At 51.9% G+C, this 12730-nt stretch carries 10 protein-coding genes; 5 read left to right on the top strand and 5 right to left on the bottom strand.

Annotated elements, in window-relative coordinates; genetic code table 11:
* Positions 1-19 precede the first annotated feature (19 nt).
* The 3 genes from ACEPST_RS08925 to ACEPST_RS08915 all read left to right on the top strand — a co-directional run bounded on the left by ACEPST_RS08925 (position 20) and on the right by ACEPST_RS08915 (position 4060).
* Positions 20-508, top strand: coding sequence for a Fur family transcriptional regulator (locus ACEPST_RS08925; RefSeq protein ID WP_225418118.1), 489 nt, complete (start codon positions 20-22; stop codon positions 506-508).
* 728 nt (positions 509-1236) lie between these two features.
* Entirely contained in the window at positions 1237-2325 is a 1089-nt protein-coding gene (locus ACEPST_RS08920) for an N-acetylmuramoyl-L-alanine amidase family protein (RefSeq protein WP_204121856.1), read from the top strand.
* A 466-nt stretch (positions 2326-2791) separates the two neighbouring features.
* Positions 2792-4060 carry an SH3-like domain-containing protein gene (locus ACEPST_RS08915; protein WP_204121846.1) on the top strand — a complete coding sequence of 423 codons (1269 nt, stop codon included), beginning with the start codon at positions 2792-2794 and terminating at the stop codon, positions 4058-4060.
* Between the two features lie 51 nt (positions 4061-4111).
* On the opposite strand, the gene ACEPST_RS08910 is transcribed toward ACEPST_RS08915, so the two are convergent.
* From ACEPST_RS08910 to ACEPST_RS08895, 4 genes are all read right to left on the bottom strand, one after another.
* Entirely contained in the window at positions 4112-4891 is a 780-nt protein-coding gene (locus ACEPST_RS08910; RefSeq protein WP_204121845.1) for a YibE/F family protein, read from the bottom strand.
* Complete coding sequence (locus ACEPST_RS08905) at positions 4888-6003, bottom strand: YibE/F family protein (protein WP_204121844.1); 1116 nt, start codon at positions 6001-6003, stop codon at positions 4888-4890. The genes ACEPST_RS08910 and ACEPST_RS08905 overlap by 4 nt, the downstream gene beginning before the upstream one ends.
* 832 nt (positions 6004-6835) lie before the next feature.
* Positions 6836-7720: a hypothetical protein gene (locus ACEPST_RS08900; RefSeq protein ID WP_204121843.1), complete on the bottom strand. Its 885-nt coding sequence runs from the start codon at positions 7718-7720 to the stop codon at positions 6836-6838.
* Between the two features lie 259 nt (positions 7721-7979).
* Entirely contained in the window at positions 7980-8405 is a 426-nt protein-coding gene (locus tag ACEPST_RS08895) for a universal stress protein (protein ID WP_203643652.1), read from the bottom strand.
* A gap of 363 nt (positions 8406-8768) precedes the next feature.
* Between ACEPST_RS08895 and ACEPST_RS08890 the strand changes: the two genes are divergently transcribed.
* Positions 8769-9272 carry a MarR family winged helix-turn-helix transcriptional regulator gene (locus ACEPST_RS08890; RefSeq protein ID WP_203637796.1) on the top strand — a complete coding sequence of 168 codons (504 nt, stop codon included), beginning with the start codon at positions 8769-8771 and terminating at the stop codon, positions 9270-9272.
* A 687-nt stretch (positions 9273-9959) separates the two neighbouring features.
* On the top strand, positions 9960-11918 hold the full coding sequence (locus tag ACEPST_RS08885) for a M13 family metallopeptidase (protein ID WP_374706466.1): 1959 nt from the start codon (positions 9960-9962) through the stop codon (positions 11916-11918).
* Positions 11919-12131: 213 nt separating this feature from the next.
* Here ACEPST_RS08885 and ACEPST_RS08880 read toward each other — a convergent pair whose 3' ends face one another.
* Positions 12132-12719: a cob(I)yrinic acid a,c-diamide adenosyltransferase gene (locus ACEPST_RS08880; protein WP_204121842.1), complete on the bottom strand. Its 588-nt coding sequence runs from the start codon at positions 12717-12719 to the stop codon at positions 12132-12134.
* Positions 12720-12730: the final 11 nt, after the last annotated feature.

The following is a 12730-nucleotide window of genomic DNA, read 5'->3' as shown; positions in this document are numbered from 1 at the left end:
ATATAAGGAGGGACTACCCTTGGCTGGTCAGCAACAGCTTTTAACGCACGCACTACAAACTTTAAAAGAACACCACGTCCGGGTCACCCCGCAGCGGCAGGTCATCTTGACCTACCTCGTGACTCATCACAATCACCCGTCCGTCGACACGATTTTCAGTGCCCTGGCGACCGAGCTACCAAACCTGAGCATGGCGACCGTCTACAACACCTTAAACCTATTGGTGGACTTGGGCATCGTCATTGAATTGCCCAACGACAACGGGGGGATTCGCTACGATTTCTACGGGCGGCCCCACTACCACGTCATCTGTGAAAACTGTGGCAAGATTACCGACGTCTTCACGCCTGACTTTTCTAAAATTGAAAACGAACTGAATCAACAGGCCAGCGAGCAAACCGGCTATCTCGTGACGAGTAATCACGTGGAAGTTTATGGGTTATGCCCCGAGTGCCAGCAGAAACTTCACATCGATCCGCAACGCCAGACCTGGGCGCAACAGAAATAGCTGCTTGGCTAGTGCTGTTCGTTCCCGGCGGTGGGCTCAAACTGCCCTGCTGTGGGGTCGGTTCCAGCCAAAGGTCAGGCTTCCACCTCAACTTTGAGCCTGGGATACGGTCTCAAAGGTTGCCCCGTGGGCTAGGCTGAGAAAGAACCTCAGCCAAGGCCACCGACACAGCTGGGCAGTTTGGCCCACCTCTGGTCACTGACACTGGCCATGCTATTTCTGTTGGGTCCGGTGTCGTGTGATTTTGTTCTATTGAGTTTGATTCTATACACGATTAACTCAACTTATACACTTACTGATGACCACTCGGCCTGGGCGACACTGCCTAGGCTTTTTCTTTGGTCGAGCATTTTGGTAGAGTGCTACGGCGCCTAGGGTTAGCTGATTTTTAGTGTCTACCTTTGACTTGTTAGCCCTTCCAAACGTTGGCCTTCCTAATTTTCACAAACCTTTTCATAGAAAGTGCCCGCAGGCCCGGCGTGGCAATGTTACAGCCACATTACAGGTGACGCTAAGTTTTAATCTATTTGCAAACACCCCGAACAAACGCCGTCACCGTCGATATAAGCCGCGTAATATTACGCATAAAGCCCCGTCTGACGGTTGTCGTGGCCACTGATAATGTATATAGTTGATAACGAATATTAAGCAATAACGACTGAGCAACCGGGGAAACCGGTTGTCATAAAAAATAACGACGAAAGATTTGAGGGATGATCACGGTGAAAATGCATAAAATCGTTTTAACTGCACTGGCTACTCTGGGAGCCGCCGGCGTTTTAGGCTTGTCTACCACGACAGCATCTGCTAGTTCTAAGGTCAATAGTTACATTAGTAGTGAGAAAATCACACCGGCTAAGGTAACCAAGTCCATCTGGAGCGGCTTTCCAAAGAACAAGTACCGTCACGGCAAGGCTAAGCCTGAAGGGGTCGTGATTCACGAAACGGCCAACCCTTCTTCAACGATTTACAACGAAATTGCCTACATGAAGCGTAACTACAACAACGCCTTCGTGCACAGTTTCGTTGATGGCTCCCGGATCATCAACATCGCCAACACCGACTACTTGGCTTGGGGGGTTGGGTTCCCTGGGAACGCCCGCTTCGTCCAATTTGAACAGGTCGAAGTCCACAGCAAGTCTGCCTTTGCCCACGAAATTGCCAACGCGGCTTGGTACACGGCTTACCTTTTAAATGAATACGACTTGAAGCCAAACAACGCTGCCTCTGATGGTAAGGGAACGGTCTGGTCACATGGTTCAGTTGCCAAACATCTTGGTGGCTCCACGCATACCGACCCGGTTGGCTACTACGCTAGCGCCGGTAGCAAGTACTTCGGTCAAAAGTACACCATGGCCATGTTCTACGAGATGGTTCAGAAATACTATAACGCCATGAACGTTAAACACACCAAGTTGGTGAGCGCTAAATATACTTCAGTGAACAAACAAGCGAAGTTAAGCAGCAAGTACAAGAAGTTTAACCTCTACAATCACGTGAAGAACGTTAGCAAGAACGCCAAGCGTCAAAAGTGGTCCAAGATTTCCCCTAAGGTTGGGAAGACCTACTACATTGACATGCAGGCCAAGAAGAGTACCGGCCAAACCTGGTACCGGATCAGAACTTCTAAGAACACCAAGAGTAAGACCCGCTACTGGGTTTACTCCGAAAACCTGACTGGCGTGAAGAACGTGCCAGCCGCAACGACGACCAGCTCAAGTTCCAGTGCCAGTTCCGAAAGCACGGTGCCAACTTCCGCTGCCTCTAGTACCGGTGCCAGCACGACTGAAACTAGCAGTGTTAGCAGCAGTAACTAATTAAACGTGACATCCCTGAACGGTCCCCCTTCATTGGCGGGACCGTTTTTTTGCGTTTGATCTGGCGTTTCCGTTCCCGGCGGTGGGCTCAAACTGCCCTGCTGTGGGGAACGACTACGGCCTGAGGGGCGGTCCTCCGTCTCGCCTGAAAACCTCGCTAAGGTGCGCGAGTTTCCCAGGTCGTCCCGTGGTCTAAACTGAGAAAATCACTCAGTTAAGGCCACCGACACAGCTGGTCAGTTTGGCCCACCTCTGGTCACTGACACTGATCACGCAAGCAAAACCGTCCTAGCCCTTTCAAGTCCGTTGCGAACTGTGCCAACTACCGCCAATTCTCATTTTTTCTATTTACGCTTCCAGCCTTTGTCAGTTTTAAGACCTTAAACAAACCTTACCGAAAACTTGCCCCCGTCTTAAGACCTCCTTGCTACAATATCCTCATTAAACCATTGGGGAGGAAACATATATGGTTACTTCAAAATTTCGGATAGGAAAATTAATCCTGCTTAGTAGTCTCGTGACTTGTTTAGGCGCTGTAAACTCTTACACGACGGCATCGGCCGCTGACCAATCCGCTGTCAGTACCCTTCGTCAACAGGCCAAGACCCATCGCAAGCTCCAGAATCTCCGTGACAAATTAGGCACCCTGCAGAAGGTCGTGACCAATGACCGGCACATCGCCTACCATCTCGACAAAAAGGTTCGTGGCTACTACGAGCTAACGGACCGTGAGAAACACCCATCCATCTTGGGTGACTTGGCATCAGAAGAGCACGCACACCGCTACAATTTTATGGCCGTTCGAACCTATTATGGGAGTAAACAGACCCTCGTCGCCGTGCGGATGTACGACCTCTACGACACGTATAAGCCGCTAAGTCAGGCCCCTGCCCCGACGCAATTAGCGGTCCCCGATTTTGACGATGAACCCATCACCGGGTACGTCCCCATCCAAGCACTTCATGAGGTCCAACCGGTCGTTCGCCAGGAAAAATTGGCCAACATCCCTTACTACCTCAATATGTTTGACGGCTACAACATGGCGACCACTTATAAGATGACGGTCATGCGGGTCTGGAACGCCATTCCCGGTAGTCAGCCCAACGTCACCAGCAATGACGTGAGCCCCTACATGTACCAACAACTCTACGCCACCCGCGAAGCCACCAATAATCAGGGGCGCACGTACCTGTACCTGCGCAATAAAAAAGGCGCGATTGGTTGGGTGCGCAAAAGCCACCAACTTTCTCAGGGCAAATACATCAGCCCCGTTGGCCGCCTCCTGCACGTCCAAAAGTACGAACGCCTGACCCGGCAGATTCAACCGTTGGCCACGCGACACGGCTATCACCTCTCCCAGCGCGTCTACAACGTGTACGACCGTTACGGCCGACTGACGCGCAGTCTGGCGATGAGCTATCTCTTTTACCCCAACCTGTTCATTATCAAAAATGATCGGGTGGTCACCGCAAAGTTCTACGACCACTACTATCACGTCGTCAAAAGCGTGCACAACGCCAAGGGCTTAAAGAACGTCACGGTCAATCCTAAGCCGGGAACCTTAGATTATTGGGCCGACAACTCGCGCTACGCCGCCTTTAATGACAAGAACTCGGATGAACTATACTATCTAGAAGATGGCTTGGAGGACCCCGAATCGACCTACGGGACCATTTCCGTTTTCCATTCTGGTTATGCCGTCATGAAGAGTTCGGGCATGGCATCCTTGGAATAGGCACGAAAAGACCTGCACCGGATCAACGTCCAGTGCAGGTCTTTTGACTGCCTATTTAGAAGTATCTTTGGCCGCCCGTTTCCGTTGACCGGCCACGGCACGGGTCATGACCCACGTCGTGATGGGGACGGTCAGAATCACACTGACCATGGCAAAGAGAATCATCAAAATTTCAGAGACAAATATTTTATCGTTTAAGATTTCACCCACCGAGTAGTGAACCCCGGTGAACCAGATGAACAAGGCCAGGAAGCCGCCGAAGAAACCGAAGAACAGCGTATTAAACGTGGTGCCAATGATTTGCTTGCCCACGGCGATACCATCTCCCAGCAAGGCCTTTAAAGCGACCTGCGGGTGTTGCTCAAGGATTTCACTGAGCCCGGCTGAAATGGCCATGGCTGCCTCGGCAATGGCTCCCAGCGTGCTGAGAATGGCTGTGGCGGTGGTTACCTGCACGAAGTTCACCCCAACTAACACGGAGAGGCCTTCCAGGTCCTCACTGTCCTCGGGGCCGAATCCCTGGACCAACGCCCAGTGTTCGACCGGCACAATCAAAATGATCAGCATAACCAGCACCACGGCCGACGCAATGAAGGCCACCGTGCTGGAGAGATCGTCGCCACTGCTCATGAAGATGGTCAGCGCCAGCACCAGCATCCCCACGACCAGCGTGACGATCAATGGTGAAAATTGAAAGGCCACCAAGACAATAGCCAAGTACAGCAGGCCGAAGTTTAAAATCAGCGCCAGAAACGACTGGGCCCCGGCCTTGCCACCGACGAGGACCATCAAAATCAAAAGGATGAGTCCCAAAACACTAATCGTGCTCATGCGGTCACCTTCTTTGCCATGAACCGGCTAGCCAAGAAGCTCGCCAGCGGTACCGCCAAGACGATGCCAATCCCACTGATCAGGCTTTGGACGACGCCCATCGACATGTTCATCGAGAAGGTGTAGCCCCAGCTGTTGCCATTTTTCAGGTACAGCATCGCCATCGGGAAGGTATCGGCCACGAAAATGAAGAAGAGCACGTTGATCAGTGGCCCCATGATGGTACTGCCGATTTGGCGGCCCGATTTGAAAATCTGCGCCGCCGACAGCTCCGGGCGCTCCCGTTTTAACGCAAAGAGTGAGGAAATGATGTCGGTCGACTCGTCCATCACGGCCCCCAAGGACCCCAGCAGGGTCTCGGCCAGAAATAGTGGCCGCGGCAACTGGGTCACGTACTGCATGGACTCGTAGTACATCCCCTTCTCGTGAGTGAAATGGAAGACCAACAACGCCGTCACCAGCGCCAAGGCCGTGCCCCCCAGCGTGGTCGCCAGGGTGATCAGCATTTGCCGATTGGCGCCCAGCACCAGCCACAGGGTCAGCGTCGCAAACACCACGGAGAGACTGCCGAAGATCCACAGCACCTGCGCCCCCTGCGTTGACCCATTTAACAGAATCGCCATTAGGAAGAGCACCCCGTTCGCCGCCACGCTCAGAAAGGCCATGAATCCGCTGAACTGCATAATCAATAGCAGTAACCCAACGACCAGCCAGATCATGAAGACTAACGGCGCGTCACGCTTTACGTCCTTGGCACTCGCCGTCAAATGGGTCGCACTGTGGGCGTGGACCACCACGAAGAGTTGACTGCCCACGTGATAGCGTTGATCCATGGCGCCCGACTGAGAATACGTGTTGGTCACGGTCAGCCGCTGCCCTTTGTAGGTCCCGTTTAAAATTTTGCCGTGCAGCGTCTGCTTGGTCTGGCGATCAACGTTGTGGAAGTCGTCCGTCTCCTTGGTCGCCGCCCCCGTGTCGACGCTGGTCACCTGCATAATGGGGTCGCTGTAAATGGCCGCATCGTGTTGGGTGCCCCAGACCAGCAGGCCACCGACCAAAATGGCCAGGACCCAGGTCCACCAGCGTCCCTTTTTCGTTTTAAAAAATTGCATGTTGCCCGTCCCTTTCTCACCGCATTTGCCGCGTTGAACCCAATATACCACTTTCTGACAGGTTGAATTGGCTTCCCGGAAAATTTTAACAAAATCACAGCAACCCGCGTTCTGTCAAGGCTCCAGAGTGGTCGAACCCAGCTAAATCCCGTGAAAGCCTTGCATTTTCGAATAAAAACCAGTACACTTACAGTCGATTGTTATTTTAATTAAGCGAGGGTTTTTACAATGAGAAAAGCACATCCAAATGGCGTACAAGGCCGCCGCAAGGTTAACCGTAAAAAGGACCGTAAGCGCCGCGACGAAATTTCTGACTTACAACGTTGGTTAAAGAACAAAAAGTAAGCTGGACGCCAATACCATAGAACGCACTGACAATTTATAATTGTTGGTGCGTTTTATTTTGCTCTCAGATAATTTTCTCTCCTTTGAGGTTGAACGGAGACAGAACGAAAAACAAAATAAAAGCCTGGGAACAATTCCCAGACTTCATGTTTGTCATTTCATTGGTGTTATCTACTCTAGTTGACTAATTAATCTAACGGCCTAACACCACTAACAACGCGGTTCAAAATAAACCGCAATCACCAGTGACACCCACCAAGTAAGCGGGCCGAACCAGTGTCAGCCGCAGGGCTGGTGAAAATGGGCTCAGCCGTGGGAGTTGCCTTAGCGGGTTTCCCGCTTAGGCAACTGCTATCTTTGAGACTCGCTTCTCAGAGGCTCAAAGTAAGTCTGGAGACCGCCTTTCGGCTCCAGACGTGCGCCCACAGCGCCACGGCCCATTTTCACCAGCCCGGAGGCGCTGAAAACACCAAGAATAAAAGCCCGGTTACTTGGTCATGTAGATGTAGAGGTGGTCCGTTGAGAAACCAGTGTTGAACCGCACGCCATTCGACCGAATCGTCTTAGTCGTTGTGGAAGAGCTGTTCTTCTTAGCATCCTTCAGAACCTTTTCAAACTTGTTGATGACGTACTTCGGCTTGGCCTTCAACGTCGTCCCCAACAAGGCAAACGTGGTCCCAAACTGCTTCTGACCGTCCTTGGTCTTCATCTGCTTGGTTGGCACGATCAGCGCTAAGCCCATCAGCTTGCCGTCCTGCACGTTGCCTCGCACCGTCACGTCCTTGGTGTCGATGAGGTTTTGCACGCCATCCTTGGCCGTGGTTGGCAACAGGTCGTCCTTGGCCTGCTTCTTAGCCGTAGCCATTTGCGCTTGTAGCTTCTTGGCGGCAGCTTGTTGTTGCTTAGCAGCGGCTGCGGCGGCCATTGGGTCGGTCTTGGCTAAGGCTGCCAACTTTTTCTTAGTCGCCGCCTGGGTCTTTTGCGCCTGTTGTAATTGCTTTTGGACCTTCTTGGGCAAATGGGTCCCAATCACCATCTGGTTGTAAGTGGCCGCTAACTTCTTGTAGTTGCCTAAGGCCGTGACCGACTTGACCGTCACCGTCTTCTTGGCGTTGCCCGCCGTCAGCTTGACCGTCTGTTGCTTGGCCGCTGCTGGCACTTGGAAGAAGTAGGTCCCGCCGTTCACTTTGACGCTGTGCTTGGCCCCACCATCGACCTGATAGTTCACGGTCTTGGTCTTGGCATCACCCTTAATCACCGCGGTCAGAGCCGTTGGGTGGTAACTGGTCTTGTTCGTGGTCAGTGCGTTACTCGAGCAGCCGGCAAGGGTCAAGGCTAACAACCCGACGGCGCCCAACAAAAACTTTTTCATATTTTTCCATCCCTCAATGATTAATATCCGTTTACTGGCACCGGCCATCGGTTGCACCGCTACACATATACTTGGTTTATCTTACCACATTCTTTCACACTATGGGGCAAACTTTATATGGGACATTTCCATTTAATGGCACACTGATTTTACGAGCCATAAATCCCCTGCAACTACTGATTTATCCCATCAAAAAAGTCCACCAACTCTGAAACGAGCCGTGAACTTCAATAATAGCAAGAGGCAATTTTAAATTGAATTAGTCGACAACCAAGACACTCGTGTCTGAATTGTGAACGACATAGCTGGTGGTGGACCCCATGATGGCACGCCCAAAGCCGTGAACCCCGGAACGGCCGATGACCGTCAGTGAGGTGTGTAGTTCAGCTGGCAACGTCTTGGCAATCGTAGGTTTTGGCAGGCCGACTCGGAAAGAAGTTTCGACCGGCACGCCCTGTGCTTCCACTTCCGCAACCGCACTCTCCAAGAATTTTGAAGCCGCGTCCTTGAAATGGGTCACGATTTCACTACCGAATTCCGCGCCGTAGTGGGCATAGGTCTGATCGCTGGCGACGGAAACGATGAACAATTTAGAACCCAGCTCCTTGGCTAATTTGGTGGCCTCAATCAGTGCGGCGTGCGCATTTTTGCTACCATCCATTGGTACTAAGATCCGTTCATACATAATATCCCGTCCTTTCCATAGTAAACCATCCATGTGGTATCGTTTCTACACATTTATCATAACAATTAAACGGCCGACGTGGAAGCGTTTTACCTGTTTTTTCACGAGATTTTTAGGGTACGCGCTGAAATGTTAGGCAATTCTCATTTCCCGGCGAAATTCCACGCTTGCTCGCAAAGGTTACTTACCTTTTGTCCTTAGAATACAAGCTGAATTATCTTAACTACCCTCCGCGAGCGCAATCATTTTCATCCCCACTCTTCAGGCCGCATAATAACGGTATGCTGAGTTAGTGAAGAAGAACGGTCATTTCGCGCGATAACTTTGCTAAAGCAGCAATTCGTTTTGGGGGAGGATTTAATCATGAAAAACGAAGATAGAGTATTCGAGACATTTCTACGGCAATATCGGTCAATCTTTCGGGTGTTGATCAATGCGGCCGAGCAGATTACCAGTCAGTATTCAGTGAGTTTCGAACAATATTTACTGTTGAAACAGATTCATGAACAACGCAACATTACGTTGAGTGAACTGGCGGATTCCACCCGGACCACCCGTTCCGCTGCTGCTCGGAAGTTACGGGCTTTACTGTTAGATGGCTTCGTGGAACAAGAAGCCAAGATGGACGATCGGCGGGTCAAGTACCTGCGCCTGACCGCCAAAGGGGCTAACGTAGAGCATGACATCCGGCAAGCCTTTCTGCAGAGCGCCACGACCTGGGAAGAGATTCCTAGCGACCTGACCGGCGAAGACATTAACCAGTTCTTTACGCAGTATCAACAGAACATTGCGATTTGGGACCGGACGCGGCCTAAGTTCCGGCGCCCCGTTCTCCGCGCCAAGAAACCTGCTGCTGGCAACGACTAACCTCGGTTCTGGTTAAACTTGTGTGTAGGCAGCGCCTCCGGGCTGGTGAAAACTTGGCCTGGTCGCGTCCGTTCCCGGCGTCGCGCTCAAGGAGCCCTGCTGTGGGGTCGGTTCCAGCCAAAGGGCGGGCTTCCACCTCAACTTTGAGCCAAAAATCGGTCTCAAAGGTTGTCCCATGGGCTAGGCTGGAAAAGAACTCCAGCCAAGACCATCGACACAGCAGGGCACCTTGGCGCGACTCTGGTCACTCCCACGACTGGCCCATTTTCACCAGCCCTGCGGCTGACACTTGTTTAACCCGAGTTAGTCGTTGGCATCAGCGATTGTCGGTTAGGTTTCCGATTCGCGGTTCCTGGGGGCAACTGAGATTTAACCCAAACCACTAGCCAACACCAACAATCTCTAGAACATTAATTGGCGTTAGTCATTTTCCACCTAGCCCTTTTCGGCTACTGACATTTTCACCGTAGTTGTTTCAAACTTCGACTATTTTCACCCACTGACAGGTTTCATCGTCGGTTCGTTTTACACCCAGTTTTACTTAAGTCTGGGAGCCCATTTATCGCTCTCAGGCTTATTTTTATGGTCTTTCCGGGACATTATGAGAAAATCATGATAAAAAAGTTTCCTTTTACCCGTGAAAGGGTTAACCTGTTCTTAACAAATAGTTTTAAGGAGGATTTCTGTATGCGACTTGATAATTATTCGTCCAACCAAACCCTGCCAACCATGGCTAGTGGCTTCCCGGTGGATACAGCTAAACTGACCGACGACCTGTACGACGCGGTCAACGGCAAATGGGCCGAACAGGCAACCATTCCTGGGGACCACTCCTCGACTGGTGGCTTCATGGACCTGGTCGACAACATTGAACACACCTTGATGAGCGACTTCGACGACCTGTTGGCTGGCAAGCTCACCCCGGCTAACCCTGAGATGGCTGAGTTCAAGAAGCTATACACCTTGGCCCTGGATGCCGACCGTCGCAACAAAGACGGCGTAACGCCCCTCAAGCCTTACCTGGCTAAAATTGAAGGTCTGAAAGACCTCGCTGACCTGAACGCCCACCTGGTTGAATGGTTCCAAACCGACCTGCCAACCCCCGTCGACATCAGCGTTGAAGCCGACATGAAGGACACCAGTAACTACGCCCTTTATTTGGACGCCCCAAGCCTGATTCTCCCTGATAAAACTTACTACGAAAAGGATAACCCCGCCGCTAAGCAATTGATGCCCGTCTTCACGACGACCGCCGTCAAGGTCTTAGTTTTGGCTGGTTATGCTGAAGACCGGGCCAAGGAAATCGTGGAACAAGCTAAGGCCTTCGATGCGCAGATTGCGCCTCACGTGAAGTCCGCGGAAGAATCTGCCGACTACGTTAAGATGTACAATCCCTTCCCATTGGCCGACGTGGATGCCAAGATCGACAACCTCGATTTGACCAGCACCATCAAGGGTTTGATCAACGACGTGCCTGCCCAAGTCATCCTGCCACAACCCACCTACTTTGATGCCGTCAACGACCTCTTGACGCCAGCCAACTTTGATAACCTGAAGAGCTGGATGTTGGTCAACACGGTTCTTGGCGCCACGGGTGCTTTGACCGAAGAATTCCGTCAAGTCGGTGGCACTTACCGTCGGGCCTTGTCCGGTCAAAAGGAAGCGCGCTCACCTAAGAAGGCCGCTTACTACCTGGCAACCGGTACGTTTGGCCAAGTCGTCGGTGACTACTACGGTCGCAAATACTTTGGTGAAGCTGCCAAGGCCGACGTCCGCGAAATGGTCCTGAAGATGGCTCGCGTTTACCAAAACCGGCTCAAGTCCAACGACTGGCTGAGCACCGCCACCAGTGAAAAGGCCATCGTCAAGCTGCAGAAGTTAACCATCAAGGTCGGCTACCCAGACGAAATCGACCCACTCTACAGCAAGTTTACGATTGACGAGAACGCCTCACTCTTTGAAAACTTACAAAACATTACCGAAATCATCATCAAGAATCACTTTGGCCACTGGGGTCAACCCGTTGACCGGAAGCGCTGGGACATGAGCGCCAACACCGTCAACGCCTACTACTCCCCATCGAACAACGAAATCGTCTTCCCCGCTGCCATCCTGCAGAAGCCATTCTACAGTTTGGACCAACCAAGCAGCGCGAACTATGGGGGTATCGGGGCCGTCATTGCCCACGAAATTTCTCACGCGTTCGATAACAACGGCTCACAATTCGATGAATTTGGGAACCTGAACAACTGGTGGACCGACCAAGACTTGGCCCACTTCAAGGACTTGGCCCAAGCCATGATCGATGAGTTTGACGGCATCGAATTCGCTGGCCAAAAGGTCAACGGGAAGCTGACCGTCTCCGAAAACATCGCCGACGCCGGCGGACTGAGCTGTGCCTTAGAGGCCGCCAAGTCTTCCAGCGAAATCGATTTGAAGGCGTTCTTCATCAACTGGGCCAACGTTTGGCGGATGAAGGCCACGACTGAATACATGCAACTGTTGCTGTCGATCGACGTCCACGCCCCAGCTAAACTGCGGGCCAACGTCCAGGTCAAGAACCTCGATGACTTCTTCAAGACGTTCGACGTCAAGCCAACGGACAACATGTACCTGGCACCAGACAAGCGGGTTAAGATCTGGTAAGACTAGTCTCTGTCAGTGCCTGCCGCTGATACTAGTTTTAACCAGCAACTTATCCTCTGTTTTCTAAATCAGTGTCAATTATAAAAACTCTCGTAACCATTATCGGCTACGAGAGTTTTTTCGTGGAATCATTTTTACTTGCGACTAGTGCAGACAACCTACATCCCCTAGCAGGGCCGCTTGAATCCAACGCCGGGAACGCCCGCTGACACTCTATTTTGATGTCTTCTTAGCCAGCCGCTTGGCATCACGCGCTGCCTTCAACTCGGCCTTTTCCTTGTTACTAGGCACTTCCTGATACCCATCCAAATGGTTCACGTACCGGGCCATCGCGAAAAGATAATCCGATAAGCGGTTGAGGTACTTCAGAATGGCTGGTTCCAACGGCTGCTCGAGGTTCAACGCCACGGCTGACCGTTCGGCACGCCGCGCCACCGTGCGGGCGTACTGAAGCCGCGCGCCGGACTCAGAGCCACCGGGTAAAATGAACTCCCGTAATTCAGGCGTATTGTCCATAAAGAAGTCGACCCGTTCCTCCAGCGCCGTCGTATCTGCCAGCGTGATTTCTTGGTGACGTTTCACACTGATGTCGGCCTCCAACTGATACAGCTTGCGTTGCACCTCGCTGAGCTCAGCCACCAGGTCTGGATGCGACCCCAAGCTAGCCACCACAACGCCAAGGTAGGACTGAAACTCATCAATGTCACCCAGGGTCACAATCTGAGCATCGGTCTTCGACACCATCTTGCCACTAACCTGCTTGGTCATCCCCTGATCACCCACACGCGTATAAATTTTCATGTTATTAGCCA

It is taken from the genome of Levilactobacillus sp. FUA 3915 (genome assembly GCF_044053135.1).
In the GTDB taxonomy this organism is placed as follows: Bacteria; Bacillota; Bacilli; order Lactobacillales; family Lactobacillaceae; genus Levilactobacillus; species Levilactobacillus lanxiensis.
The sequence above is the reverse complement of the archived record's forward strand: the minus strand, read 5'-3'. Positions and strand labels throughout refer to the sequence as shown.